Source organism: Undibacterium sp. TJN19 (assembly GCF_049339485.1).
GTDB lineage: Bacteria > Pseudomonadota > Gammaproteobacteria > Burkholderiales > Burkholderiaceae_D > Undibacterium.
This window is the reverse complement of record NZ_JBMPPL010000001.1, coordinates 707,869-734,525: the sequence shown is the minus strand read 5'-3', so window position 1 is coordinate 734,525 and position 26,657 is coordinate 707,869. Positions and strand designations below refer to the sequence as shown.

Genomic DNA, 26,657 nt, shown 5'->3' with positions numbered 1-26,657 from the left:
AAGATGTCTCGAGTAGGTAAGATGCCAATCGCTTTGCCGGCAGGTGCTGAAGTCACCATTTCGACAGAGCAGATTACAATTAAAGGCCCACAGGGCGTACTGACACAAGCCTTGAACGGCCTGGTAGCAGTTGCGAACGACAATGGCACTTTAAGTTTTTCCCCAGCTAATGATGGTCGTGAAGCCAATGCGATGACCGGCACCCTGCGTGCTCTGGTTAACAACATGGTCAGCGGCGTCACTAAAGGTTTCGAAAAGAAACTGAACTTGGTCGGCGTTGGTTACAAAGCGCAAGCTCAAGGCGACAAATTGAATTTGTCTCTTGGTTTCTCGCACCCGGTCGTTCATGCGATGCCAGCTGGCGTTACATGCGCAACACCAACACCAACTGAAATCCTGATCAAAGGGATTGACAAGCAAAAAGTTGGTCAGGTTGCAGCTGAAGTTCGTGCATACCGCAGTCCTGAGCCTTATAAAGGCAAAGGCGTTCGCTACGCGGACGAAGTGGTTGTGATTAAAGAAACCAAGAAGAAGTAATAGGGGTTGACGATGGACAAGAAACAATCACGTCTGCGCCGCGCACGTCAAACCCGTGCCAAGATCGCAGAACTCAAAGTGAACCGCCTGGCCGTGCACCGCACAAACCTGCATATCTATGCAAACATCATTGGCCCAGATGCCAAAGTGTTGGCATCAGCTTCTACCGTAGAAGCAGAAGTACGTGCAGAGTTGGCTGGCAAGTCAGGTGCAGGCGGCAACGCTGCTGCAGCGAGCTTGATCGGCAAACGTGTTGCAGAGAAGGCAATCAAAGCAGGGGTTACCGAAGTTGCGTTTGACCGCTCCGGTTTCCGTTACCACGGTCGGGTCAAGGCGCTTGCAGAAGCAGCCCGTGAAGCTGGCTTGAAGTTCTAAGGAAAATTTGTCATGGCAAAAATGCAAGCAAAAACAGCAGCCGACAAGCCGGATGATGGCATGCGCGAAAAAATGATCGCGATCAACCGCGTGACCAAAGTGGTCAAGGGTGGTCGTATCATGGGTTTCGCAGCACTGACAGTCGTTGGTGACGGCGATGGCCGTATCGGTATGGGCAAAGGGAAATCGAAAGAAGTTCCAGTTGCTGTACAAAAAGCGATGGAAGAAGCACGTCGCAAGATGATCAAAGTGACTTTGAAGAACGGTACACTGCAACACACCGTTACTGGCAAGCACGGCGCATCTTCCGTCATGATTTCTCCGGCAAAAGAAGGTACTGGCGTTATCGCCGGTGGTCCAATGCGCGCGATTTTTGAAGTAATGGGTATTGTGAACGTGGTGGCGAAATCCAACGGTTCCACAAATCCTTACAACATGGTTCGTGCAACTTTGAATGGTTTGGCCAAGATGAGTACTCCATCTGAAATCGCTGCGAAGCGTGGCAAAACTGTTGAAGAAATTCTCGGTTAAGGAGCACCTCATGTCTAAGACAGTAAAAGTGCAATTGGTTAAAGGTTTGATCGGCACACGCCAGGATCACCGTGCAACTGTACGTGGCCTGGGTCTGCGTCGTGTTAATTCAGTTTCCGAATTGGAAGACACGCCATCCGTACGCGGCATGATCAATAAAGTCTCGTATCTTGTGAAGGTTGTATCGTAAGCCGTCAGGTTTGCGATCGGAGCAAATTATGGAATTGAATACAATCCAGCCAGCTGATGGCGCAAAACACTACAAACGTCGTGTTGGTCGCGGTATCGGTTCAGGCTTAGGTAAAACAGCGGGTCGCGGTCATAAAGGCCAAAAATCCCGTTCAGGCGGCTTTCATAAAGTCGGTTTTGAAGGCGGTCAGATGCCTCTGCAACGTCGCTTGCCAAAACGTGGTTTCAAATCACTGGCAACACCGTACAAAGCAGAAGTTCGCCTGACAGATCTGGAAAACCTGCCAGTGACAGAAATCGACGTTTTGGCTTTGAAACAAGCCGGCGTTGTCTCTGAACTTGCTCGTGTAGTCCGTGTGATCTTGTCTGGTGCAATTACCAAGAAAGTTTCTTTGAACGGCTTGATCGTCACTAAAGGCGCAAAAGCTGCAATCGAAGCTGCTGGTGGCACAATCGCGTAATTCAAAGCAGACAACCGGAGCATTAATTGGCAACATCTCCACAACAAAATAAAAGTGCGGCAAGCGGGTTCCCATGGGGACGACTCTGGTTCTTGCTCGCTGCACTGGTTGTCTACAGGATTGGTGGGCATGTTCCTGTACCTGGTATTGATGCAGCTGTGCTGGGCGATATGTTTAAGCAAAACCAGAGCGGTATCCTGGGGATGTTTAATATGTTTTCCGGTGGCGCGTTGCAGCGTTTCGCTGTTTTCGCGTTAGGCATTACGCCGTATATTTCCGCGTCGATCATCATGCAATTGATGTCGATCGTCTCTCCGCAGTTGGAAGCACTCAAAAAAGAGGGCGAATCCGGCCGTAGAAAGATTACGCAATATACGCGTTATGGCACGTTGTTGCTGGCGACTTTGCAAGCGTATTTCATTGCGTTTGGATTGGAAGCTCAGCCAGGTCTGGTGATTGATCCTGGATTGGCATTTCGTTTTACCACTGTTGTCACGCTGGTAACTGGTACGATGTTCTTGATGTGGCTTGGTGAGCAGATTACGGAACGTGGCTTGGGTAATGGTATTTCCATCATTATCTTTGCTGGTATCGCAGCTGGCTTGCCTGGTGGTCTGGCGAATCTGGTTGAATTGGTTAAAAACGGATCGATTGGTAATTTCTCAGCACTTGTGATCTGCGTTTTGGTTCCTGCAGTGACGTTTGCGGTAGTGTTTATCGAACGTGGTCAACGCAAAATTCTGGTGAATTATGCCAAGCGTCAGGTTGGCAACAAGATTTATGGCGGGCAAAGCAGTCATTTGCCGCTGAAGCTGAATATGGCTGGTGTGATTCCTCCTATTTTTGCTTCATCCATCATCTTGTTCCCGGCGACGATTGCAAGCTGGTTCACCAAGGGTGCTGAGTCTTCTACAAGTGGCGTTGTCACTTTCCTGAAAGATTTGGCTGCGTCGATGGCGCCAGGTGAACCGATCCATGCTTTGTTATATGCAGTAGCGATCATTTTCTTCTGCTTTTTCTATACCGCTTTGGTATTCAATAGCAAGGAAACCGCTGACAACTTGAAGAAAAGTGGTGCTTTTGTTCCCGGGATTCGTCCAGGTGACCAGACTGCCCGCTACATCGACAAGATTTTGATGCGTTTGACGCTGGCTGGTGCGATTTATATTACGCTGGTCTGTCTGTTGCCAGAATTTTTGGTTGCGAAGTGGAAAGTACCATTTTATTTCGGCGGAACGTCTCTGCTGATTATCGTGGTGGTGACCATGGACTTTATGGCGCAGGTACAGAACTATGTGATGTCCCAGCAATATGAATCGCTTCTTCGTAAAGCAAATTTCAAGGGCGGAGTTCCTTCCAGGTAATCGCCCAGGGGACAGCAGATCGAATGGCAAAAGACGACGTTATACAGATGCAGGGCGAGATTCTTGAGAATCTTCCGAATGCAACATTTCGAGTTAAGTTGGAAAACGGGCATGTTGTACTTGGCCATATTTCCGGGAAGATGCGAATGAACTATATTCGTATTCTTCCAGGTGATAAGGTGACAGTGGAATTGACGCCTTATGATTTGAGCCGGGCGCGAATAGTGTTCCGTACCAAGTAAATTTAAAATGAACTAGAAGGAAAGAGGGCAAAAATGAAAGTTCTCGCATCAGTTAAGCGGATCTGCCGCAACTGCAAAATCATCAAGCGCAAGGGTGTTGTTCGTGTTATATGCACAGAACCACGCCATAAGCAGCGCCAAGGTTAATTAACGTTATTGAACGAGGAATAACGAATGGCACGTATCGCAGGGGTTAATATCCCAAATCATCAGCATACCGTAATCGGCTTAACAGCTATCTATGGTATTGGCCGTCCACGCGCACAGAAAATCTGTGACGCAACAGGTGTTTTGACCAATAAAAAGGTTAAAGATCTGGATGACAACGAACTCGAGAAGCTTCGCGACGAAATCGGTAAATTTATCGTCGAAGGCGACTTGCGTCGTGAACTGTCCATGAACATCAAACGCTTGATGGACTTGGGTTGCTACCGTGGTCTCCGTCATCGTAAAGGCTTGCCTTGCCGTGGCCAACGTACCCGCACAAATGCGCGTACACGTAAGGGTCCACGTAAAGCAGCGCAATCTTTGAAGAAATAATCCAGGCTAGCCCGGATCCAAGGAAAACATTATGGCAAAAGCTCAAAATAACGCTGCAGCAGCACGTGCGCGTAAGAAAGTTAAAAAGAACGTTGCAGAAGGTATTGCTCACGTTCACGCTTCTTTCAACAACACCATCATCACGATCACTGATCGTCAAGGCAATGCGTTGTCTTGGGCAACTGCCGGTGGTGCTGGTTTTAAAGGTTCACGTAAATCTACTCCGTTTGCAGCGCAGGTCGCAGCAGAAGCAGCAGGTAAAGTGGCTGTTGAATGCGGTATCAAAAATCTGGAAGTTCGTATCAAAGGCCCAGGCCCAGGTCGCGAATCTTCAGTACGCGCTTTGAACAATCTGGGTATCAAGATCTCCCTGATTCAAGACGTTACGCCAGTTCCACATAACGGCTGCCGCCCTCCAAAGCGTCGTCGTATCTAAGTTGGAACGCTAAGCTGCTTATTATTTAAGCGCCTTAGGCAAGCAGATTTATTCTCTGCTGGCATTCTTGCGGAATCTCCGTTAGAATGCAGGCCCGCCATTTCGTTGGCGGGTTTTGTGTTGTGGAAATTTCAGAGTACAAAAAAATTAATCAAAGACACTGTCTTTGTTGTTAAGACCACCGTCTGGTTGCAGGCAGATCAGACTAGCGTAGTGTAGAAAACATTACGTCATTTACAAGGAAAACATCGTGGCACGTTATATCGGACCAAAAGCAAAACTTTCCCGTCGCGAAGGCACGGACCTGTTCTTGAAGAGCGCACGTCGCTCCCTGGACTCCAAATGCAAACTGGACGCAAAACCAGGTCAACATGGTCGCACTTCTGGTGCTCGTACCTCTGACTACGGTAACCAATTGCGCGAAAAGCAAAAAGTTAAACGTATGTACGGCGTTTTGGAACGTCAGTTCCGCCGCTACTTCGCTGAAGCTGACCGTCAAAAAGGCAACACAGGCGAAACACTGTTGAAATTGCTGGAATCCCGTCTGGACAACGTTGCTTATCGTATGGGCTTCGGTTCCACACGCGCTGAAGCACGTCAGCTGGTCAGCCATAAAGCATTCACAGTCAACGGTATCGTTGTCAACATCGCTTCTTACCAGGTTAAAGCTGGTGACGTCGTTGCTGTTCGTGAAAAAGCGAAAAAACAAGTTCGTATCGCTGAAGCGCTGTCCCTGGCAGAACAATCCGGCATGCCTACATGGGTAGCTGTTGATGCGAAAAAACTGGAAGGTACTTTCAAGTCCATGCCAGATCGTAGCGATATCGCTCACGATGTCAACGAATCCCTGATCGTTGAATTGTATTCTCGTTAATATTTAAGTTTCACCGCCTGCCTGTTTTACTACAGGCAGGCTTTTTTCTTTAATGCCGTCAGCCTTATCGGTGTAACGAGCCGAGGGTATTGAAAAGGACATTCATGCAAAACAATCTGTTAAAACCACGTATTATCGATGTGGAAATGTTGGGTGCCGGTCACGCTAAAGTCGTGATGGAACCGTTTGAACGTGGCTATGGCCACACACTGGGCAACGCATTGCGTCGCGTACTGTTGTCCACGATGGTTGGTTATGCACCGACTGAAGTTGTGATCGCTGGTGTAGTTCATGAATACTCTTCCCTTGATGGCGTGCAAGAAGACGTTGTCGACATCCTGTTGAACTTGAAAGGCGTTGTCTTCAAGTTGCATAACCGTGATGAAGTCACGCTGACATTGAAAAAAGATGGCGAAGGCGCTGTATTGGCTTCCGACATCGATCTGCCGCATGACGTAGAACTGATCAACCCGGATCACGTTATCGCCAATCTGACAGCCGGCGGTAAGCTGGACATGCAGATCAAGGTAGAAAAAGGCCGTGGCTATGTGCCAGGTAACGTTCGTCGCTTGTCTGAAGATGCGAACAAAACCATCGGTCGTATGATACTGGATGCGTCTTTCTCTCCAGTACGCCGTGTTTCTTACGCTGTGGAATCTGCCCGCGTTGAACAACGTACTGATCTGGATAAACTGGTCATCAATATTGAGACCAATGGCGTTATCTCCCCTGAAGAAGCAATTCGTCAATCCGCCCGCGTGCTGGTTGATCAATTGAATGTCTTCGCTGCCCTGGAAGGTACTGAAGCCGCTGCTGAAGCGCCATCCCGCGCACCTGCTGTTGATCCTGTCCTGTTGCGTCCAGTCGATGATCTGGAACTGACAGTACGTTCAGCCAACTGCCTGAAAGCAGAAAACATTTACTACATTGGTGATCTGATCCAACGTAGCGAAAACGAACTGTTGAAGACACCAAATCTGGGTCGCAAGTCCTTGAACGAAATCAAGGAAGTTTTGGCTTCCCGTGGTTTGTCTTTGGGCATGAAACTGGAAAACTGGCCACCAGCTGGCCTGGAAAAATAATTTTGTCTCAACGGGTGGGCTGAGACAGCCTGCCCGTTTTTTAACCGTAGTAAACATAATTACCGGCCCGCGATAAGTTTCTTATCGATAGAAGAGCTGGCATTTAAATCTGAAAGGAAATACCATGCGTCATCGTCACGGCTTACGTAAGCTGAATCGTACTTCTTCCCACCGTCTGGCAATGCTGCGCAACATGACAGTATCCCTGTTGCGTCACGAAGCCATCAAAACAACTTTGCCAAAAGCCAAAGAACTGCGCCGTGTTATCGAGCCGATTCTGACTTTGGGTAAAACAGACACACTGGCTAACAAGCGTCTGGCTTTCTCCCGTTTGCGCGACCGCGAAATGGTAGTCAAGCTGTTTGCTGAACTGGGCCCACGTTACGCAAATCGTAACGGCGGCTACCTGCGCATCCTGAAAATGGGTTTCCGCGTCGGCGACAATGCTCCTATGGCCTACGTTGAACTGCTGGACCGTCCAGAAGGCGTAGATGCAGCTGATGCACCAACTGCAGAATAAATAACAAAGAACCTCAGGGTTCCTGGTTAAAAAAGCCGTTCAGTTTATGCTGAACGGCTTTTTGCTTTTTTACACAAGCCTGGCCCGGCTGGTGTAATAACTTGCCCGCTGCACCGACTAAGGAATAGCAACGGGATCTGTTTCTCTTGCTAGAATGATGTCATGCAGTATTCTGGGAAATATCATGGATGGTGAAAGCCTGATTTTAGTCTTGAGCAATGTGCCTGACCGCCTGACTGGCCAGCATATTGCCCGGCAGATCATTGAACAAAAGCTGGCGGCCTGTGTGAACATTTCCGCAGAAATCTTGTCCATATACAACTGGGATGGGCAGCAGCAGGCTGAAACCGAGGTGCAGCTATCCATCAAGACCAGGCAGGCATGTTATGCCCGCCTGGAAACGCTGATAACAGAACTTCATCCCTACGACGTACCTGAAATAATTGCCATCCCGCTGATAGCTGCCTTGCCTGCTTATCAGTCATGGGTGAGAAAAGAAACTGTATGATCATGAGCCTTTTTATGCGACAGCCAGGTAAGTCCTACCTGCTTTCCCGATTTTTCCGATTCTCTTTTAGCCAGATCCTGCGCTTCTGCGCACTGGCTTGCGCCCTGATGGTCACACAGTTTGCCAGCGCAGACGATTTTCTCGATCCTGAAGAAGCCTTCAAGGTATCCGCAAAAATGCTGGAACCAGGCATGGCCGAGGTGACCTTCACCATTGCTGATGGCTATTACCTGTATCGCGAGCGCTTTAAATTCAGCTCTGACGATGCCAAGCTGGGCACCATCGATTTGCCTAAAGGCAAGGTCAAGTTCGATGAAACCTTTCAAAAAGAAGTAGAGACCTACCGTAAATCAGTCGTCGTACGCATACCGGTACAGGCTTCCGCTGATTTCACCCTGAAAGTAACGCGTCAGGGTTGCGCGGACCAGGGTCTATGTTATCCACCGCTGGAAACACCGATCAAACTGCAAATAGCCGGCACATCTGATCCCGCATCCTCGTCGGCAAGCCCTGCGGCAGCTGTCAGCGCTGCAAGTACACCAGCCGCTACTGAAGCACCCGTAGCGAATGCCGCGAACACAGCTAAACCGGCAGACACAGGTAGTGATGAGGAAACCAGCAGCATCAGCGCGGCCCTGAAAAGCGGCAAGCTCACATTGATATTGCCCCTGTTCCTGTTGCTTGGTCTGGGCTTGTCCTTCACTCCCTGCGTATTGCCCATGGTGCCCATTCTTTCCTCCATCATTATCGGTGAAGGCGCTGGCATCAAAAAAAATCGTGGTTTTATCCTGTCCCTGGCGTATGCGCTCGGCATGGCACTGGTCTACACGGCCCTCGGTGTTGCCGCTGGCCTGGTTGGTGAAGGTCTTTCAGCCACGCTGCAAAATCCCTGGGTCCTGGGCGCATTCGCCATCTTGATGGTGATACTGTCCCTGTCCATGTTCAATGTCTACCAATTGCAGGTACCTGCTGCCTTGCAGACCAGGCTGTCATCTGCTTCAGAAGGCCAGCGTAACGGCAAGCTGGTTGGCGTATTTTTCATGGGGGCGATATCGGCCCTGATCGTCGGCCCCTGTGTCGCCGCACCGCTGGCCGGCGCACTGGTCTATATCAGCCAGACCCGCGACGTTGTTGTTGGTGGCTCCGCCCTGTTTGCCATGGCCATGGGCATGAGTGTGCCTTTGTTGCTGGTGGGCCTGTCAGCGGGCAGCCTGTTGCCGCGCGCCGGCATGTGGATGGAAAGTATCAAGCGTTTCTTTGGCGTGCTGATGCTGGCGATGGCACTGTGGATGGTGACTCCTGTGATACCGGTCTGGTTGCAAATGATCGCCTGGGCAGTGCTATTAATCAGTTATGCTGTCTATCAATTGTTCTTTGAGCGCACAGGCTTGTTTGCCAGGGCTGTTGCCGTGCTGTTCTTCATCCTGGGTGCCGTGCAACTGGTGGGTGTCAGCACGGGCGGTCGCGATGTGTTCTCGCCATTGGCGCATTTGTATGGCGCTCAGGTACACGGCGTCAAGTTTGCACGTGTACGTTCGGTAGCAGAACTCGATGCGGCACTGGCGCAATCCAAGGGCAAAACAGCCATGCTGGATTTTTATGCTGACTGGTGTGTGTCCTGTAAAGAGATGGAAAAACTGACCTTCACGGAAACCAAGGTCAAAGCCAGGCTGGACAATATGCTTTTGTTGCAAGTCGACGTGACCGCCAATAATGCCGACGACAAAGCCTTGCTCAAGCGCTTTAATTTGTTTGGCCCGCCAGGCATTATTTTCTTTGACAAACAAGGCAATGAAAACCAGGGCAAGCGAGTCATTGGTTACCAGAATGCCGAGAAATTTTTAAATTCATTGAACCGTGCCGAAGGCAGCTGATACGCAGAACACGTATATTCAATGATTTTATAAGCTTGCAACAAAACTATCCTTGAGTGATGCCGCTGAAGGCACTATATTCAAGGTCTTGTTTCTTTATGGAGAAAAATATGACATTGCGTTTAGGCGACATCGCCCCTGATTTTGAGCAAGATTCCTCTATCGGTGCTCTGAAATTTCATGAATGGGCGGGTAATTCCTGGGTGGTTTTATTCTCACACCCAGCCGACTTCACACCAGTATGCACAACAGAATTGGGATTGACGGCAAAACTCAAGCCAGAGTTTGACAAGCGCAATGTCAAAGCCATTGCCCTGTCGGTAGACGGTGCAGAATCCCATCTGCAATGGATCAAGGATATTGAAGCTACGCAGAATACGGTAGTTGGTTTCCCTATCGTGGCTGATGCTGACAAAAAAGTCGCAGCCCTGTACGACATGATCCATCCTAATCAGTCTGAGACCGTGACGGTGCGTTCGCTGTTCATCATCGACCCGAACAAAAAGATACGCCTCATCATTACTTATCCTTTGACTACAGGCCGTAATTTTGATGAAGTCTTGCGCGTCATCGATGCATTGCAACTGACTGACGGCTATACCGTCGCCACACCAGGCAACTGGCGTGATGGTGATGATGTCATCATCCCGCTGTCAATCAAGGATGAAGAAGTGATCAAGCAGAAATATCCTAAAGGTTATACCGCTGCACGACCATACCTGCGTGTGACACCACAGCCAAACAAATAAGCTAAGTAAGCTGAGCTGTTTTATCAAAGCAAAACCCCCGCCTGGTCAGCGGGGGTTTTGCTTTTAAAGGCTAGCGTGATGGTACGACCATTTCAGCATAGTCATACAAGGCCCCCAGGATGTCCTCATCTTCTTCACTGGCTGTTTCAGACAGCGTATCAATCTGATTGAAGTAAGCATCGACTGTACGCGCACCGGCAACACCATCCAGCAGGCGCGAGGCACGGTGTTCTTCCCAGGCTTCCTGTTCTTCCACACTCAGGCTGTCATGGAAGTTACGGGCACGGTAGCGGAACAGCAATTCAGGCAGGCGATGATCCTGGAATGATGCGCTGGCTTTGGCCAGCTGTGCCGGGCTCATGCGGCGCAGGTCATTGAGCAGGCGACGGTCACCGGCACCGACAAAGCCCCCATACAGGTCTTCATCCACATCACTGGCCGCCGCTTCAGGGCGCGCATATACCTGCTCCCAAATCGCCTTGGCGGCCGCCGGCAGTGCCGCAGCCTTGTCGGCATGTTGCTGTACCAGGTGCATATCGATATTCCAGCGCTCTGCCATGCCGGCGGACAAGGTTTTCAAATTGCCGATCACCGTCGGTGATTTGTTGATGTGTATGCTTTTTACCGGCAGGCGTTGCACGCCTTCGGGCAAGTCACTGCTCTTGCTGAACATGCGTAACTGTATGGTGGCTACATCAAGGCCCGCCAATTCTGCCGGATCATGTGCCAGATCCCAGGCGATCACTTCATTCTTGTTTTTGGGATGCATGGCCAAAGGCCACATCACTGCCAGGCAACCGCGCTCGGTGGGGAACATGCCTGACACATGCAGGAAAGGCTTGCCCAATACGGGCATGCCTATTTCAGCCGCTGCCTTGTCTTTTTTATGCAATGCAAAACAAAAGTCGAACAGCTTGGGCTGACGCTCACGTATCAGGCGCGCCAGCGCGATGGTGGCGCGCACATCAGACAAGGCATCATGTGCGGCTTCATGTGTGATGCCATTGGCCGCAGTCAACAGCTCAAGACGGAAGCTGGGCTTGCCTTCATCATTCACTGGCCAGTTGATACCGTCGGGGCGCAAGGCATAGCAGGTACGCACCATGTCCATGATGTCCCAGCGGCCACAACTGTTTTGCCATTCACGCGCATACGGGTCGATGAGGTTGCGCCAGAACATGAAGCGCGTAATTTCATCATCGAAACGTATGGTGTTATACCCGACGCCGATGGTGCCTGTCTGGCCCAGCGCACTTTCTATCCTGGCTGCGAATTCATGTTCCGGTATGCCGCGTTCCAGGCAGGTTTGTGGCGTGATATGGGTGATCAGGCACGATTGCGGGTCAGGCAGAAAATCGTTGGCAGGCTTGCAGTAAAACATCAGCGGTTCGCCGATTTCATTCAATTCTGCATCGGTGCGGATGGCAGCAAACTGTGCTGGCCGGTCGCGTCGTGCCACTGTGCCAAAGGTTTCGTAATCGTGCCAGAGAAAAGTGTGTTCTTGCATTGCTAGGTCAGTTCAATAAGATGTGCTTGCTTGGGATAAGATTGTTGAAATGTACCGTTTATTCAATGCGCCGGCTGGCCTGGTCTTGCAAATAGCGCTGGCTGCGGAAATAAATCAGCAAGAGAATCACAATCACTCCCATGGCTGCCATCGTGTACCAGAAGCCGGATGCATGTTTCAGCAGAGGCATGACTTCAAAGTTCATGCCGAAAATGCCGGTGATCAGTGTCAAAGGCATGAACAGCGCGGTAATCACCGTCAGTGTGCGCATGATTTCACTGGTTCTGTGCGCCATCGCGGCAAAGTGGATTTGCACTGCTGACTCCAGCGACGCTTCAAGCCGGCGTGCATGATTCAGTACGCGGTTGATATGTTCCATCACGTCATTGATACGTACCAGCAGCAAATCCTTGGCGCGGCTGGTGCCATCATGCGTGTCGACGATATGGTCGCGCAACTCCTGCATGGCATCGTGCTGTTCTTCACAAAGATTATCGAGTTTGCGCAGCTCTACCCGTGAATCAAGCAAGGCCAGCCAGTTATTGAAAGGGCGGCGCGGATCCAGCAAGGCATGTTGCCAGCGATCGAGTTGCTGGGTCAAAGGTTGGCGTAATTCCAGATACTGGTCAACCATGGCATTGAGAAGGCGTAGCATCAATTCTTCAGGGGAAGCAGGCAGGCGGCCACCGTGGGTGCTACCGTTATTGTCCGCCTTGTATTTGTATTCCAGCAAGCGATTGCGTGCCAGCTCTACAGTGCGGCTTTGCGCCGGACGCACAGTCACCAGCACATTTTCCATTAACAGAAACGATACTGGCGAGGTGGCCAGTTTATTGAGCGCCGCAGGAATTTTCCTTTTCACACCGCTCTTGGTTTCAGCGCTTGCTTCAGTCAAAGTCAGCTTGCGAAATACCACCATTTCATAATCCTGGGTGGCATCAAAATAGGAGGGGTGGGACAAGTTGCTGACATCCTTCAGATGCAAGTCGTAAATCTGAGTGCCGGTAATTTGTTCTACCTGATGACGCCAGGCTTCCGGGTTGGCAGCGACTTCGTCGTGATTCGCATCCAGCCATAAAAAACCGCCTGCCTGCAAAAACTGGTCAGGGTTTTCAGGGTTAAGCAAAGCCAGGGTGTCATTAATGTGAAAGATGTCCATGCGTTTTTTTAGTTAAGAAAATAAGCCACAGCGAACATAATGAGATCAGTCCGGTCGCCGTGGTCAGTGCCTGTGCGGGAATAGTCAGTGGTGAGCAATAAAACCAGGTGCCAGTCAGCAAGCACATCAGTATGACCCCGGTGATACGCATACTTTCTATCATGATATAAGAACGCCCTTTTTCCATCAGGCCACCCAGGCTCCATAAACTCAATACCAGCCATGCTGCATACATCGTCGCATTCAGGGCCGAGATGGTTTTAAACGAGAGCAGGAAATAGGTTGCAGACTGTATGACAATCACGAATTGTGCCACGCAATACCACATGCTGGCAGTGCGCAGTCCCGGGTTGTAAAGAGGGCGGTTGATATCGAAATTTTTCGGCTCAGATAAATATACCAGGTCAGCAGGCCGCCAGCCAGGCGGGCGTAGCCATATCTGTAACTTGTCCTGGTAACGCCGGGTGCGCCAGGCATCCTGCATGACGGCCTTGTAGACTTCAAGATTTGCCCATAAAGGGTTCCAGCTGCGCAAGGGGCTGCGGGTACCATACACGATGACGACATCATCCTTTTCTTCGATAAAAGTGCCGAACAGGCGATCCCAGATAACGAGTATGCCGCCATAATTTTTATCCAGGTACATATCATTGACGGCATGATGAACACGGTGGTTGGACGGCGATACAAACACACGGTCAAACCAGCCCAGTTTTCCGATTTGTTCAGTATGTACCCAGAACTGGTAGAGCAGATCAATGAGGGCAATTGCAATAAATACTTCTACCGGAAAACCGATAATTGCCATCGGCAGATAAAACACCCAGCCAAATAAAGAACCGGTGCTGGTTTGTCTTAACGCCGTGCTCAGGTTGTATTCTTCACTCTGGTGATGAACAACATGCGCAGCCCATAGCAGATTGGTTTCATGCCCCATCCTGTGCAACCAGTAGTACAAAAAATCATAAAGCAGCAAACCAGGCAGCCACACCCAGATACTGTCAGCAGCCAGTTTGAAAATGGAAAAATGGACGAATACCCAGGCGTAGGCCCCCACCGAAAACAGCTTCATGAAAATGCCGATGATCTGGCTCATGACACCCAGGCTCAGGCTGTTGATGGCATCGTTCATGCGGTAAGTATGTCGTTGCCGTTTGCGTGCCACCCAAAATTCAATAGCGATCAACAGAAAGAAAACCGGGCTGGCAAAACTGATGATTTTTTCATGCATGATCCATGCCTTATTCAGCGTGGTAGGAAGAACGGGCAATCAGCCAGAGTGCCAGGTAATAGCTGCCCAGGATGAGCAGTGGCGAATGCGTTATTGGTGCATTAAATCTGTTATAGGCCAGCAAGGTATCAGACAGCATAAAGCAAAGGCCGCCAGCCAGCGCGCTGTGGCTGCCAGTTGTACGCAACACCAGGCCGCGGCTGACTGCCTGTGCCGCCATGCTCAGTAGCAGGCAGACATAGGCAACAACGGGTATGCGCAGGCTGGGCGGCAGACCGGGCCAGAGAATGAAAAGATTGATGATGCCCAGCGTGGCAATGACAATAAAAACGACTGGTCTGGCAAAGAAGCGGCAATCACTGCTTAGCGCGTACAAGAAGCAGATATGGGCGCACAGAAAACTCAGCAGCCCGAACAGAAAACCTGGTTTGAATAGATCTGAAGGCAGCATCAGAAAGATATCGCCCAGCAGAGAAAAGAGTATGCCGGTCAGTATCGCCTTGCGATAACGCTGGCTGATGGCAGGTTTGCCTTGCAGAACGAGGAAGAAAATACTGAGCGTTGTCAGTGGTTTAAAAACATAGTGCAGCAAGCGTGCCCCGTCAATTTCTTTTGCCAGCTCTGCGCCAGCAATGGCGAGAGCGGCAAAAACAAAAATGATGACAGAGCGCAAGCTTGCGGTCATGGCAGGCGCTTAGCCAGTATGCTTTAACAGCCTTGCGACATCACGCGCAAAATAAGTCAGGATGCCGTCAGCGCCAGCGCGCTTGAACGCCAGCATGGTTTCCATCATGGCCTTGTTGTGATCGAGCCAGCCATTTTGTGCAGCTGCCTTGATCATGGCATATTCACCGCTGACCTGATACGCGAAAGTAGGGACTTTAAATTCATCTTTCACGCGGCGTACGATGTCCAGATAGGGCATGCCGGGTTTGACCATGACCATATCGGCCCCTTCTGCCAGATCCAGTGCGACTTCGCGCAGGGCTTCATCGCTATTGGCCGGGTCCATCTGATAATTGGCCTTATTGCTTTTGCCGAGATTGGTGGCAGAGCCGACTGCATCACGGAAAGGACCATAGAATGCCGACGCATATTTGGCCGAGTACGCCATGATGCGGGTATGGATGAAATCATTGGTTTCCAGCGCATGGCGAATTGCTCCCACCCGCCCATCCATCATGTCGCTGGGCGCGACGATATCGGCACCGGCGGCGGCATGGGTCAATGCCTGGCGCACCAGCATGGCGGTGGTCTCATCATTCAACACATAACCGTCGGCGTTGATCAGGCCGTCCTGGCCGTGGCTGGTGTAAGGGTCAAGCGCCACGTCGGTCAGGATGCCGAGTTCTGGATAACGGCTTTTTAATTCGCGAATCGCGCGTGGTATCAGGCCTTTGGGATTGGTTGCTTCTATGCCGTCCGGCGTTTTCAGATTGGGATTGATGGCGGGAAACAGCGCCATCACTGGTATCCCCAGTGCCACGCAATCTTCGGCCACACCCAGTAAAAGATCGATGGAGACCCGTTCAACGCCAGGCATGGACGCCACTTTTTCACACTGATTCACGCCGTCAATGACAAACACCGGGTAGATCAGGTCAGATGCGGTGATATTGTTTTCGCGCATCAATGCACGTGAAAACACGTCTTTGCGCATGCGGCGCATACGGATCGCTGGGAAATGAGCAGGTAATGGGGCAGGTTTGAAATGTGACATGATGAAATGAAAATATTTTTCTGCAGGTTAATGAAACTTTTTTGGCGTTGCAAGCTCTTAATGCACAGGTTGGGAATCATCTCCACGCCTACCGCTTCTCCTCCCTGAGCGGGCACCGTTCGTTCCCTATTCGTAACGGTGTTGTTCCCCCGGCAAAAACCTTTTTTTGCCGGGGCTTTTTTATTGTGCGTCCAGGGGATGATCTGGTCCGGCAGTATCAGCAGCTTCAAGCGCATCGCCTGCTTTCGCTTCCGAGGCATCGGCCGGCTCTGGCTCTCTATCGAGACCAACCAGGCGCTGTACTGCCGCGTCTGCTTCTTCCAGGCCTATGCGTTTCAACGCAGAAAATAATTGCAGGCTGAAGGGAAACAGCGGGCCTTCATCATCGACATAGCTGTCCAGCACCGCTTGCGCCTTGCGCAGGGCATCAGTGCATTCACTGCGGTTGAGTTTGTCGGCCTTGGTCAATATGCAATGGATGGGGCGGCCAGTCGGGGCAAACCATTCCAGCATTTGCAGATCAAGATCGGTAAACGGGCGGCGCGCATCCATGATCAGCACCAGGGCAGCAAGCTGGGTACGCCTTTGTACATAGGCACCCAGTAACTGGTTCCAGTGGTGTTTTGCGGCACCAGGCACTTCGGCATAGCCATAACCCGGCAAATCCACCAGCAGGGCGCGGATTTCGTCGACCCGGGTTTCATCCTTGCGATGTTGGCCAACGTGTGCGCCACCTATTGAAAAATAATTAATATGTTGGGTGCGACCCGGGGTTTTTGAGGCAAAACAGAGTTTTTTCTGGTTGCACAAGGTATTTATTGCAGTCGATTTGCCTGCATTAGAGCGGCCAGCGAAAGCAATTTCCGGTACGTGGGTACGCGGAAGATCGCGAAGATGATTCACCGTAGTGAAGAAGCGGGCTTGCCAGAGGATAGACATAGAGGAAAGGAATAATGGAAAAATGCAACATAAGGCAGTAAAAACGCCTGAAAGCTATTGTACAATAAGGGGTTAGGTATTGGGCAGCGATAAAAGCAGTGCTCCCATACCGGTTTTTGCCGTATTTGCTGTGTTTAATGCATCTATGTGGCATTTACCAGCAGCAATGCGTCGCCAATAGGGCAGATTTCCATTATTTAGTCTCAGGGTGTTTGAATGAACCGTGCTTTTTTATCGTTGTCCAAGTCCATCAGCGTCGCTATCCTGGCGGTGTCTTCCCTTGCCTCTGTGGCCTATGCTAACGAAGAAGCCAAACCAGCCAAGGCTGATCCAGTTAAAGGCGAAGCCTTATATACCAATGGCGATGCGGCCAAGGGTATTGCCGCCTGTGCTTCCTGCCATGGCGCTGCTGGCAACTCAACGATAGTCGCCAATCCCAAACTGGCTGGTCAGCATGATGCATATATTGTCAAACAGCTGTCTGAATTTGCCGCCGGCACACGTGCCAATGCGACCATGTCGGTATTTGCAAAAGCCATGACAGCAGATGATATCAAGAATGTGGCCGCTTACCTGACCGTGCAAAAAGCCAAACCAGGTGCTGCAAAAAATAAAGATATCGTCGAACTGGGTAAACAGATTTACCGTGGTGGCATCGCAGAGAAAAACGTTCCCGCCTGTGCTGGTTGCCATAGCCCGAATGGTGCTGGTATCCCTGCGCAGTTCCCACGTATTGCCGGTCAGCATCAGGACTATACGATTGCACAACTGACTGGTTTCCATAACGGTGCCCGTAAAGACGGTGCCAAAATCGCTGGTGCCCGCGTCAACAGCGCCCAGATGATGACGATTGCCAGCAAAATGTCTGATGATGAAATCAAGGCAGTCGCTGACTACGTAGCCGGTTTGAAATAAGTCACAAAGACAAATCAAGTCAATAAGTAATCGGAGGGGGTGGCAGTTTGCCATCCCCTTTTTTTTAGATGAATCCCTGGAATAGTATGGATATCAAAACGGATACCGATCAGGCTGCAGATACCGGTGGCATCCAGATTAAAACACGGCAAGTCTGGGTTGCAGATGCCGTTGAGTTGTTGTCTTCCATGCGTTTTGCCATCAGCTTGCTGACCCTGATCGCGATTGCCTCAGTCATAGGCACCGTGCTCAAGCAAAATGAGCCGATGCCAAATTACGTGAATCAGTTTGGCCCGTTCTGGTTTGAGATTTTCAACAAGCTGAGCCTGTATTCAGTGTATTCAGCATGGTGGTTCTTGCTGATCATGACTTTCCTGGTCTTGTCGACCTCGCTGTGCCTGATCAGGAATGCGCCCAAAATGTTGAAAGACATGCGCAGCTGGCGTGAAAACGTGCGCGAGCAGTCCCTGCGTAATTTTCATCACAAGGATGAATGGCGTAGCAGCAATACGCGGCCACAAGTGATTGCCCGGCTTGGCGCGCATCTGTCGCGTATCGGTTATAAATTCAAAGTGGTAGAGAAAGATGGCGCCAGCCTGCTGGTGGCGAAACAGGGTGCGGCTAACAAATGGGGTTATATTTTTGCCCATAGCGCCATTGTCATCATCTGCATAGGCGGCTTGCTCGATTCAGACATGCCGGTACGTTTCCAGCAATGGTTCATGGGCAAGGTGCCGTTTGAGGGCAATGGCATTATCGCCAATATCCCGCAACAGCATCGCCTGTCGCTGGCGAACCCGTCTTATCGTGGCAACACCATGATCCCTGAAGGCAGCAGCAGCAGTACGGCGATTTTGCCGCAGGCAACCGGGGTATTGATACAGGATTTGCCTTTCACCATCAAGCTGAAGAAATTCACGATCGATTTTTACTCGACCGGCATGCCCAAGCTGTTTGCCAGCGATGTGGAAGTGACCGATCATGAAACCGGAAAATCTTTTGCCTCCACCATCAAGGTCAACGAGCCGCTGATTTACAAAGGTATTGCGGTATATCAATCGAGCTTTGAAGACGGCGGCAGCCGTTTGAAGCTGAAGGCTTATCCCATGTCTGGCGCTGCCAATACGACATTTGACCTGGCCGGTGAAATGGGGGGCAGCACGCCCTTACCAGGCATGGGCGGCAATGACTTCACCATAGAGTGGTCAGGGTTTCGCCCTTTCAATGTCGAGAACATGGCGCGTAATGGCACCGATGTCAGGGCGGTCAATACAGACCAGAGTTTCAATGAAAAACTCAGTGCTGACCTGGACAAACACCTGGGTTCCGCGGCAAAAAATGCCAATAACAAAGATTTGAAAAATGTCGGCCCCAGCCTGCAATATAAATTGCGCGACAAGACCGGGCAGGCCAGGGAATTTCATAATTACATGCAGTCCATCATGATTGATGGGGCATATATGTTCCTGGCCGGTACCCGTGATTCACCGGCTGAGGCATTTCGCTATCTGCGTATCCCGGCAGATGATGACGATACGATCAAAGAATGGATGCGGCTGCGTGCTGCCGTCAATAACCCGGAACTGCGGGAGCAGGCCGCCAAGCGTTATGCCGTGCGTGCATTGCCGCCCAATATCGATAACCCTGCCCAGATGCAGTCGCAGTTATCTGAATCTGCCAAGAAAAGCCTGAGTATTTTTGCAGGTGATGGCCAGCAGGCGGGTTTTGTCGCCATTGCCAAGTTCCTGGAAAACATACCGGCAGCTGAGCAGACCAAGGCCGCCGATGTGTTCATGAAAATCTTGAATGGCAGCATGTGGGATCTGTGGGCCGTTGCCCGCGAAAAAGATGGTTTGCCGGAACTGGCACTGAACGACAAGCATGCGCAATTCTTGCAACTGGCCACCGGGGCAATTTCCGACTCCAGTTTTTATGGCGCGCCGGTTTTCCTGCAAATGACGGGTTTTGAAGAGGTCAAGGCGTCAGTGCTGCAAGTGACCCGTTCACCGGGTAAAAAAGTGGTTTACCTGGGTTGCCTGTTCCTGGTGATTGGTGTGTTTTCCATGTTTTATATCCGTGAACGCAGATTGTGGATCTGGATCAGGGATGAGGGGCAGGGTACGCATGCTCTGATGGCATTGAGTTCACAAAGAAAGACTCTGGATTTTGAAAAAGAGTTTGAACAGCTCAAAATACATTTGAGGCAATCTGGTGTGCAGAATGCGGAAGTGAAACAGCAGGATACGAAGTAATCGACTACACTTCACTGTGTACAGCGTTGCCAGATCGGCACTCGGGAAAATATGATGGAAATGACAGAAAACTATACGCCTTACCAGGGCTTTTTCAAGCGGCTCTCTATCGTTGACTGGCTTTATGCAGTCGGTTTGTGCATGGCGTCCTTATTCGCCTTCAGCCGCTTCGGCGCGTATATGGATGTGTATGAAAAGGCCATCCTGTTGCTGGCCGCCCCGACCTTTGCCTGGCTGGGCTGGCATTGGAAACCGGTGCGGCCCCTGTTATTGGTGCTGGCGCTACTGAGCCTGTTTGCGATTCAGCTGTACGGTGGTTCGCTGGACATGGCGAACAAGAAATTTTTCCTGAAATACCTGTTTTCCAGCCAGTCGGCCATTTTGTGGATGAGTACCCTGTTTTTCCTGTCCACGCTGTTTTACTGGGGCGGCCTGATCGCCAGGTCTGATTTCGGTTCTTCCGTCGGTTCCATCCTGTGCTGGGCGGCGGTGGTGATGGGCTTTACCGGCCTGCTGGTGCGCTGGTATGAGTCTTACCTGATCGGTACGGATGTGGGCCATATACCTGTGTCCAACCTGTATGAAGTATTCATCCTGTTTTCCATGATTACAGCGCTGTTCTATTTGTATTACGAGCAACAATATGCGACCCGCCAACTGGGTGCTTTTGTGTTGCTGGTGATTTCTGCCGCCGTGGGCTTTTTGCTGTGGTATACGGTCAGCCGTGATGCTGCCGACATTCAACCCCTGGTGCCTGCTTTACAAAGCTGGTGGATGAAAATCCATGTGCCGGCCAACTTCATCGGTTACGGTACTTTTGCCCTGGCAGCCATGGTCGCCATGGCTTACCTGCTGAAATCCAAAGGCTACCTGGCAGACCGCCTGCCCGCGCTGGAAGTGCTGGATGATGTCATGTACAAGGCAATTGCCGTTGGCTTTGCTTTCTTTACCATCGCCACCATACTTGGTGCCTTATGGGCGGCTGAAGCCTGGGGTGGCTACTGGTCATGGGACCCGAAAGAAACCTGGGCGCTGATCGTCTGGCTTAATTATGCGGCCTGGTTGCACATGCGCTTGATGAAGGGCTTGCGTGGGCAGGTTGCTGCATGGTGGGCCTTGGTCGGCTTACTGGTGACGACCTTTGCTTTCCTTGGTGTGAATATGTTCCTGTCCGGTTTGCATTCTTACGGAAAACTTTGATTCCCTTTATTTCTACTATTTCCGCTTAAAACTGTAAGTATCAGCAGACTTCTGCGACTCATGAGAAACTAGGCGCGTAAAGGCATATTGCATGCCCTTACGCGAATGTTTCATGAATGTTGTCATCACGCAGCCACGGAGTCCACCATGCTGATCAAACGTAGCCCCAATGGGATAGACCTGCCTTTTTCGTCCGAAATCACGCCACGCGCCGTGTTTGAATCGCGCCGCGACTTCATCCGCAAAGTCGCGTTGGGGTCGATTGCCAGCGGCAGCATGCTGGAAATGGTTAACCGTGAAGCATTTGCCCAGACACCAGGCGCCCAAAAGCTGGCCGCAGCAGCCAACCCTGCCTATGCCTCGATGGAAAAGAAAACCAGCTTCAAGGACGCCACGACTTACAATAATTTCTATGAATTTGGTACCGACAAGGCCGATCCGGCGATGACGGCCAGTTCGCTCAGGCCGCGTCCGTGGACGATTACTATCGACGGTGAAGTCAAAAAACCAATGACGCTGGATCTGGATAGCCTGATGAAACTGGCAGCGATGGAAGAGCGGGTTTATCGCCTGCGTTGCGTTGAAGGCTGGTCCATGGTGATACCGTGGATAGGATATTCCTTGTCCAACCTGATCAAGAAAGTGGAGCCGACCGCGAATGCACGCTATATAGAATTCATTACCCTTGATGACAAGAAGCAGATGCCAGGCTTGCGCAGCCCGGTTCTCGAATGGCCGTATGTAGAAGGCTTGCGCCTGGATGAAGCCAATCATCCGCTGGCATTGCTGAGTTTTGGCATGTATGGCGAAGTCTTGCCGAATCAAAACGGTGCACCGGTACGCATGGTCTTGCCGTGGAAATATGGTTTCAAATCCGCCAAATCCATCGTCAAGATACGCTTCGTCAAAGATCAGCCGCGGACAGCATGGAATATCGCAGCGCCCAGCGAATACGGTTTTTATTCAAATGTAAATCCTGATGTTGATCATCCGCGCTGGTCGCAGGCATCGGAAAGACGCATAGGCGAAGATGGCTTTCTGGCGCGCAAGCGCAAGACCCTGATGTTCAATGGTTATAGTGAAGTTGCTTCGCTGTATACCGGCATGGATTTGAAAAAGTTTTACTGATATGCAGCTCACCAATAAGCAAGTTTCACGCTTCAAGATGGCGCTGTTCGTCGTCGCCTTACTGCCATTTATCCGCCTGGTGAGTTTTGTCTTTCTCGACAAGCTCGGTGCCAACCCGGTGGAATTCATTACCCGCAATACCGGTGACTGGACGCTGTATTTTTTGTGCTTTACCCTCGCCGTGACGCCCTTGCGCAAGCTCTTGCACATGCCCTGGTTATTGCGTTGCCGGCGCATGCTGGGTTTGTATGCCTTCTTTTATGCTTTCCTGCATTTCATGACTTTTCTGTGGTTCGATCATTTCTTTGATGTGCAGGAGATGTGGAAAGATGTCCTTAAACGTCCTTTCATCACGGTAGGTTTTATTGCTTTCGTCTTGCTGATACCACTGGCTGCGACCAGTACCAATGGCATGATCAAGCGCCTTGGCGGCAAGCGCTGGCAACTGCTGCATAAACTGATTTATGTGATTGCCCTTTTGGGTGTGCTGCATTATTTCTGGATGAAATCGGGCAAGCATGACTTTTCCCAGCCTGTCGTATTTGCCGTCATCGTCGGCAGTCTCTTGTTGTTGCGTGTCTGGTGGCGTTGGTCGGGGCGCAATTCTGTTGTCGCAAATGGGAACTAATTTCATTCCACTTGCGCACGCAATGGTCTGTTGCGGGCGCACATAGATCTTGTTTTACATCGCATATTTCTTCGCGGCATAATCGCGAGGGCGGGTAAACAGCCCTTTTGACTTGCTTAAAACATGAGCGATTATTTACTTGAAAAGAAGCTACAGCCACGATTGGTGCAGCGGCTGGCTTTGGGTATTCTGGGCATGCTGGGCTGGCGCGTGAAGTATCGCCCTTTGCCCGGGCCGCGTGGTGTGATCATTGTGTACCCGCACACATCCAACTGGGATTTCATAATAGGCGTGCTGGCCAAGCTGGCAATAGGCATGCCGTTTCATTTCATTGCCAAATCCACTTTATTTGAAGGTTTGACCGGGGCGACCATAGGACGCCTGGTGCGTTATCTCGGCGGTGAACCTGTCGAGCGTGGTCTTTCTACCGGTGCCATTGCGCGTCTGGCAGAAAAAATCAATCGTGCGGACTGGTACTGGATGGCGATAGCGCCAGAAGGCTCGCGCAGTCTGAAAACTTATTGGCGCAGCGGTTTTTATCATATTGCAACGACGGCAAAGGTGCCGCTGGGCTGTGCCTATTTCGACTTTGCCAAACGCGAAGTGTCGCTGGTTGATTATCTTGACCTTAGTGGTGACAGGACCCAGGACATGGCCAGTATTGCTGCAGTGTATCAGGGTGTCCAAGGGTGCAGGTCATCACTGGCCAGCCCTATAGTTCTGCGCCCGGATGAAGCCAGTAATCGGGGCTGATATCAGGACTGATTTGGCGAAGTGATGGGTGTGGTGATAGGGGTTGTGATCGGCGCAGCTACAGGAGTAGTGACAGGCTTGGCTGCCGGTGTCGTTGCCGCAGGCTGTGTCGATTTGGGCGGTAAAATCAACGGGCCTTTTTGTCCACAGGCCGTCAGTAAAGACATTATAAAAATGAGGGGTATGAGTTTGCGCATCTTGCGATCCTGAAACACCGTATAGAATGGCGTTTTACATATAAAGACGCTGGAGTGTAGCATGACTGAATCTGAATTCCTGGTACTGGCTGATACTTGTTTGCGACAAGTCGAGGAATTATTCGAGCAGGCTTATGAAAACGATGAATACGATGTCGAATGCAGCCGCAGCGGCAATGTACTGACCGTGGAATTTGTCGACAATGGCTCAAAAATCATCGTCAATAGCCAGGCACCCATGCAAGAGATGTGGCTGGCTGCACGCAGCGGCGGGTTCCACTATAAATTTGATGGCCAGCACTGGCTCAATACGCGCGATGGGTCTGAATTGTTTGCGACCTTGTCCAGGGTAGCCAAAGAACAAGGCCACTAGAACAAGGTCAGGCAGCGGCCGCCAGTCGCTATTCGTCAATAATGGTTGCTGGCGGCGTTGCGAGGGTAGAAATCCCTACGCCCGGTGGGTTTTCTGCATAGTAATAATCCCCTTCTACAGAAATAACACCCTTGGGAATTGGGCGTTCTTCGATAGGGAAGTCTTTCAGGATTTTTTGCATATAACCTATCCAGATCGGCAGCGCCAGACCCCCACCGGTTTCCTTGTTGCCGAGGTTTTTCGGTTGATCAAAGCCTATCCAGGCGATGCCGACCACTTTTGCCTGATAACCGGCAAACCAGGCATCGAAAGAATCATTGGTCGTGCCCGTCTTGCCGGCAATGTCAGGGCGTTTCAATATCATGGCCTTGGTTGCCGTACCGTAGCGCACCACGTCTTTCATCATGCTATCCATCAGGAAGGCATTGCGCTCATCAATCACGCGGTTGTTTTCATCACCGGCTTTTTCCGGTTTGGTTTCCACCAGCAGATTGCCGTTGGTATCGGTGATTTTTGAAATCAGGTAGGGATTGACTTTATAGCCGCCATTGGCAAACACGGCATAGGCTCCCGCCATTTGCAGCGGTGTGACTGCACCTGCACCCAGCGCCAGTGTCAGGTAAGGAGGATTCTTTTCTGGCAGGAAACCAAAGCGATTTGTGTATTCCTGCCCGTACTTGGCACCTATCCTGTGCAAAATGCGGATGGAAATCATGTTCTTGGATTTCGTCAAACCCTTGCGCATGGTCATCGGACCCTCGTATTTACCATCGTAATTCTTTGGCTCCCAGGCTTGCCCGCCAGTTTGTCCGGCATCAAAACTGATGGGTTCATCATTGATGATGGTAGAAGGGGACAGACCTTTTTCCAGCGAAGCAGAATAGATAAATGGCTTGAAGCTGGAACCGGGCTGTCGCCAGGCCTGGGTCACGTGATTGAATTTATTGAGGTTGTAGTCAAAACCACCAACCAGGGCGCGAATCGCACCATCAGTTGTATTTGCAGCAATAAATGCAGACTGCACTTCTGGCATCTGGATAATGCTCCAGGTTTTCCCGTCCAGCATGACGCGGACGACGGCCCCACGCTGTATACGTTTATTGGCCGGTGTTTTTGCTGACAGGGCGCTGGCAGCAAAAGTCAGACCCGCATCTTCTATGCGTATTTCTTCACCAGACGACAAGACGGCACGGACTAATTTGGGCGTGGCTTCCAGAACCATGGCAACTTGTAAGTCATCACTGTCGGAATGATCAGCCAATTCTTTCTCTATGGCATCTTCCGCCGCTTCTTTGCCTTCCGGTATGGTAATGATGGCTTCCGGTCCGCGATAGCCGTGGCGCTTCTCGTAGTCCATCACACCGCGGCGTAGCGCCAGATAGGCGCTGTCCTGGTCGGCCTTGGTGATGGTGGTGTAGACATTCAGGCCGCGGGTATAAGTTTCTTCCTTGAATTGCTCATACACCAGCTGGCGTGCCATTTCCGCAACATATTCGGCATGAATGCCAAATTCACTGCTGTCAGTCTTGGTTCTTAGTTCTTCATTCTTTGCCTGGTCGTACTGCGCTTCCGTGATGTAACCCAGGTTGCGCATCCTTTGCAGAATATATTGCTGCCTGACCGCTGCCCGCTTGGGGTTGGCGACCGGATTGTAAGCGGACGGGGCTTTTGGCAAACCTGCCAGCATTGCCGCCTCTGCTATCGTCACATCTTTGAGGTTTTTCCCAAAGTAGATCTGCGCAGCAGATGCAAAGCCATAGGCGCGTTGACCCAGATAGATCTGGTTCATATACACCTCCAGGATCTGATCTTTGGTGAGGTTTTGTTCAATTTTCCAGGCCAGCAGGATTTCATAAATCTTGCGTTTGAAGGTTTGCTCGCTGGAAAGAAAGAAATTCCGGGCAACTTGCTGGGTAATGGTTGATGCACCCTGTTTGGCACCACCGGTCAGGTTATGCAGGGCCGCACGGGTAATGCCCAGGTAATCGACACCGCCATGTTCATAGAAGCGGTCGTCCTCAATGGCAAGGACTGCTTTCTTCATGATTTCAGGAATATCCTTGAAGCGGACGACGTTGCGGCGCTCCTCACCAAATTCGGCGATCAGCATATTGTCGGCAGAAAAAACCCGTAAAGGCATTTTGGGGCGATAGCTGGTAATCGAGTCCAGTTCGGGCAAATTGGGGTAAGCCATCGTCAGTGCAAAACCGACCATCAGCAAGCCTGCCACCATTAATCCTAATAAAACACCGCCTGTTCCTAGTAAAATGCGGGCGATTAACTTTCCAACGGAGCGCTTTGGCTGCTCTGGTTTACTGTCGGTTTCTTTTTTTTGATCTGACATAGCGGCTAATTGTAAATAAGGCAGCAGAC

31 protein-coding genes are annotated in these 26,657 nt (G+C 50.8%); 23 read left to right on the top strand and 8 right to left on the bottom strand.

The window, feature by feature from the left end; translation table 11 throughout:
* The first annotated feature begins 3 nt into the window (after nt 1-3).
* The 16 genes from rplF to ACO0LH_RS03375 all read left to right on the top strand — a co-directional run bounded on the left by rplF (nt 4) and on the right by ACO0LH_RS03375 (nt 10,282).
* Nucleotides 4-537, top strand: coding sequence for a 50S ribosomal protein L6 (rplF, locus tag ACO0LH_RS03450; RefSeq protein WP_422939643.1), 534 nt, complete (start codon nt 4-6; stop codon nt 535-537).
* Nucleotides 538-549: 12 nt separating this feature from the next.
* Nucleotides 550-912 (top strand): 50S ribosomal protein L18, encoded by a 363-nt coding sequence (gene rplR / locus ACO0LH_RS03445; protein ID WP_110255926.1) that lies wholly within the window; start codon nt 550-552, stop codon nt 910-912.
* A gap of 12 nt (nt 913-924) precedes the next feature.
* Complete coding sequence (rpsE, locus tag ACO0LH_RS03440) at nt 925-1,443, top strand: 30S ribosomal protein S5 (RefSeq protein WP_110255927.1); 519 nt, start codon at nt 925-927, stop codon at nt 1,441-1,443.
* Nucleotides 1,444-1,453: 10 nt separating this feature from the next.
* Nucleotides 1,454-1,633, top strand: a complete 180-nt coding sequence (rpmD, locus tag ACO0LH_RS03435) for a 50S ribosomal protein L30 (RefSeq protein ID WP_110255928.1) — start codon at nt 1,454-1,456, stop codon at nt 1,631-1,633.
* A gap of 28 nt (nt 1,634-1,661) precedes the next feature.
* Entirely contained in the window at nt 1,662-2,093 is a 432-nt protein-coding gene (gene rplO / locus ACO0LH_RS03430; RefSeq protein ID WP_110255929.1) for a 50S ribosomal protein L15, read from the top strand.
* Nucleotides 2,094-2,119: 26 nt separating this feature from the next.
* A complete protein-coding gene (secY, locus tag ACO0LH_RS03425; protein WP_422939642.1) occupies nt 2,120-3,457 on the top strand; it encodes a preprotein translocase subunit SecY in 1,338 nt (445 codons plus the stop codon).
* 23 nt (nt 3,458-3,480) lie between these two features.
* Entirely contained in the window at nt 3,481-3,699 is a 219-nt protein-coding gene (gene infA / locus ACO0LH_RS03420; RefSeq protein WP_005663428.1) for a translation initiation factor IF-1, read from the top strand.
* Nucleotides 3,700-3,732: 33 nt separating this feature from the next.
* On the top strand, nt 3,733-3,846 hold the full coding sequence (gene rpmJ / locus ACO0LH_RS03415) for a 50S ribosomal protein L36 (RefSeq protein ID WP_014004415.1): 114 nt from the start codon (nt 3,733-3,735) through the stop codon (nt 3,844-3,846).
* A 27-nt stretch (nt 3,847-3,873) separates the two neighbouring features.
* On the top strand, nt 3,874-4,239 hold the full coding sequence (gene rpsM, locus ACO0LH_RS03410; protein ID WP_186950499.1) for a 30S ribosomal protein S13: 366 nt from the start codon (nt 3,874-3,876) through the stop codon (nt 4,237-4,239).
* A 31-nt stretch (nt 4,240-4,270) separates the two neighbouring features.
* Nucleotides 4,271-4,675: a 30S ribosomal protein S11 gene (gene rpsK, locus ACO0LH_RS03405; RefSeq protein WP_110255932.1), complete on the top strand. Its 405-nt coding sequence runs from the start codon at nt 4,271-4,273 to the stop codon at nt 4,673-4,675.
* Between the two features lie 250 nt (nt 4,676-4,925).
* On the top strand, nt 4,926-5,549 hold the full coding sequence (rpsD, locus tag ACO0LH_RS03400; protein ID WP_422939641.1) for a 30S ribosomal protein S4: 624 nt from the start codon (nt 4,926-4,928) through the stop codon (nt 5,547-5,549).
* Between the two features lie 104 nt (nt 5,550-5,653).
* Nucleotides 5,654-6,631, top strand: a complete 978-nt coding sequence (locus ACO0LH_RS03395) for a DNA-directed RNA polymerase subunit alpha (protein ID WP_110255934.1) — start codon at nt 5,654-5,656, stop codon at nt 6,629-6,631.
* Nucleotides 6,632-6,755: 124 nt separating this feature from the next.
* Entirely contained in the window at nt 6,756-7,151 is a 396-nt protein-coding gene (gene rplQ / locus ACO0LH_RS03390) for a 50S ribosomal protein L17 (protein WP_422939640.1), read from the top strand.
* A gap of 184 nt (nt 7,152-7,335) precedes the next feature.
* Nucleotides 7,336-7,659, top strand: coding sequence for a divalent-cation tolerance protein CutA (gene cutA, locus ACO0LH_RS03385; protein ID WP_422939639.1), 324 nt, complete (start codon nt 7,336-7,338; stop codon nt 7,657-7,659).
* A 2-nt stretch (nt 7,660-7,661) separates the two neighbouring features.
* Nucleotides 7,662-9,533: a protein-disulfide reductase DsbD gene (gene dsbD / locus ACO0LH_RS03380; RefSeq protein ID WP_422939638.1), complete on the top strand. Its 1,872-nt coding sequence runs from the start codon at nt 7,662-7,664 to the stop codon at nt 9,531-9,533.
* Between the two features lie 110 nt (nt 9,534-9,643).
* Nucleotides 9,644-10,282, top strand: a complete 639-nt coding sequence (locus ACO0LH_RS03375; RefSeq protein ID WP_422939637.1) for a peroxiredoxin — start codon at nt 9,644-9,646, stop codon at nt 10,280-10,282.
* Between the two features lie 70 nt (nt 10,283-10,352).
* Here ACO0LH_RS03375 and sbcB read toward each other — a convergent pair whose 3' ends face one another.
* The 6 genes from sbcB to yihA all read right to left on the bottom strand — a co-directional run bounded on the left by sbcB (nt 10,353) and on the right by yihA (nt 16,838).
* The gene (gene sbcB, locus ACO0LH_RS03370) at nt 10,353-11,789 is read right to left on the bottom strand and encodes an exodeoxyribonuclease I (RefSeq protein ID WP_422939636.1); all 1,437 of its coding nucleotides are present in this window, start codon (nt 11,787-11,789) and stop codon (nt 10,353-10,355) included.
* Nucleotides 11,790-11,847: 58 nt separating this feature from the next.
* Nucleotides 11,848-12,948 (bottom strand): magnesium transporter CorA family protein, encoded by a 1,101-nt coding sequence (locus tag ACO0LH_RS03365; RefSeq protein WP_422939635.1) that lies wholly within the window; start codon nt 12,946-12,948, stop codon nt 11,848-11,850.
* Entirely contained in the window at nt 12,929-14,179 is a 1,251-nt protein-coding gene (locus tag ACO0LH_RS03360) for a sterol desaturase family protein (RefSeq protein WP_422939634.1), read from the bottom strand. The genes ACO0LH_RS03365 and ACO0LH_RS03360 overlap by 20 nt, the downstream gene beginning before the upstream one ends.
* Nucleotides 14,180-14,189: 10 nt before the next feature.
* The gene (locus ACO0LH_RS03355; protein WP_422939633.1) at nt 14,190-14,864 is read right to left on the bottom strand and encodes a lysoplasmalogenase; all 675 of its coding nucleotides are present in this window, start codon (nt 14,862-14,864) and stop codon (nt 14,190-14,192) included.
* Nucleotides 14,865-14,873: 9 nt separating this feature from the next.
* Nucleotides 14,874-15,899 carry a porphobilinogen synthase gene (gene hemB, locus ACO0LH_RS03350; protein WP_422939632.1) on the bottom strand — a complete coding sequence of 342 codons (1,026 nt, stop codon included), beginning with the start codon at nt 15,897-15,899 and terminating at the stop codon, nt 14,874-14,876.
* A gap of 180 nt (nt 15,900-16,079) precedes the next feature.
* Nucleotides 16,080-16,838, bottom strand: coding sequence for a ribosome biogenesis GTP-binding protein YihA/YsxC (gene yihA / locus ACO0LH_RS03345; protein ID WP_422939631.1), 759 nt, complete (start codon nt 16,836-16,838; stop codon nt 16,080-16,082).
* Between the two features lie 216 nt (nt 16,839-17,054).
* On the opposite strand from yihA, the gene ACO0LH_RS03340 reads away from it, so the two are divergent.
* The 6 genes from ACO0LH_RS03340 (at nt 17,055) to ACO0LH_RS03315 (ending at nt 23,714) form a co-directional block, all read left to right on the top strand.
* A complete protein-coding gene (locus tag ACO0LH_RS03340) occupies nt 17,055-17,753 on the top strand; it encodes a c-type cytochrome (RefSeq protein WP_422939630.1) in 699 nt (232 codons plus the stop codon).
* 86 nt (nt 17,754-17,839) lie between these two features.
* Nucleotides 17,840-20,005, top strand: coding sequence for a cytochrome c biogenesis protein ResB (locus tag ACO0LH_RS03335; RefSeq protein ID WP_422939629.1), 2,166 nt, complete (start codon nt 17,840-17,842; stop codon nt 20,003-20,005).
* A gap of 54 nt (nt 20,006-20,059) precedes the next feature.
* Nucleotides 20,060-21,205 carry a c-type cytochrome biogenesis protein CcsB gene (ccsB, locus tag ACO0LH_RS03330; RefSeq protein WP_422939628.1) on the top strand — a complete coding sequence of 382 codons (1,146 nt, stop codon included), beginning with the start codon at nt 20,060-20,062 and terminating at the stop codon, nt 21,203-21,205.
* Between the two features lie 147 nt (nt 21,206-21,352).
* Nucleotides 21,353-22,333: a protein-methionine-sulfoxide reductase catalytic subunit MsrP gene (gene msrP / locus ACO0LH_RS03325; protein WP_422939627.1), complete on the top strand. Its 981-nt coding sequence runs from the start codon at nt 21,353-21,355 to the stop codon at nt 22,331-22,333.
* Between the two features lies 1 nt (nt 22,334).
* Complete coding sequence (locus ACO0LH_RS03320) at nt 22,335-22,961, top strand: sulfite oxidase heme-binding subunit YedZ (protein WP_422939626.1); 627 nt, start codon at nt 22,335-22,337, stop codon at nt 22,959-22,961.
* A 123-nt stretch (nt 22,962-23,084) separates the two neighbouring features.
* Complete coding sequence (locus ACO0LH_RS03315) at nt 23,085-23,714, top strand: 1-acyl-sn-glycerol-3-phosphate acyltransferase (protein WP_422939625.1); 630 nt, start codon at nt 23,085-23,087, stop codon at nt 23,712-23,714.
* A gap of 2 nt (nt 23,715-23,716) precedes the next feature.
* Here the strand turns inward: ACO0LH_RS03315 and lptM are convergent, their stop codons facing one another.
* Entirely contained in the window at nt 23,717-23,911 is a 195-nt protein-coding gene (gene lptM, locus ACO0LH_RS03310) for an LPS translocon maturation chaperone LptM (RefSeq protein ID WP_422939624.1), read from the bottom strand.
* A 61-nt stretch (nt 23,912-23,972) separates the two neighbouring features.
* Between lptM and cyaY the strand changes: the two genes are divergently transcribed.
* On the top strand, nt 23,973-24,284 hold the full coding sequence (gene cyaY, locus ACO0LH_RS03305; protein WP_422939623.1) for an iron donor protein CyaY: 312 nt from the start codon (nt 23,973-23,975) through the stop codon (nt 24,282-24,284).
* A 28-nt stretch (nt 24,285-24,312) separates the two neighbouring features.
* On the opposite strand, the gene ACO0LH_RS03300 is transcribed toward cyaY, so the two are convergent.
* Nucleotides 24,313-26,628 (bottom strand): penicillin-binding protein 1A, encoded by a 2,316-nt coding sequence (locus ACO0LH_RS03300; RefSeq protein ID WP_422939622.1) that lies wholly within the window; start codon nt 26,626-26,628, stop codon nt 24,313-24,315.
* Nucleotides 26,629-26,657: the final 29 nt, after the last annotated feature.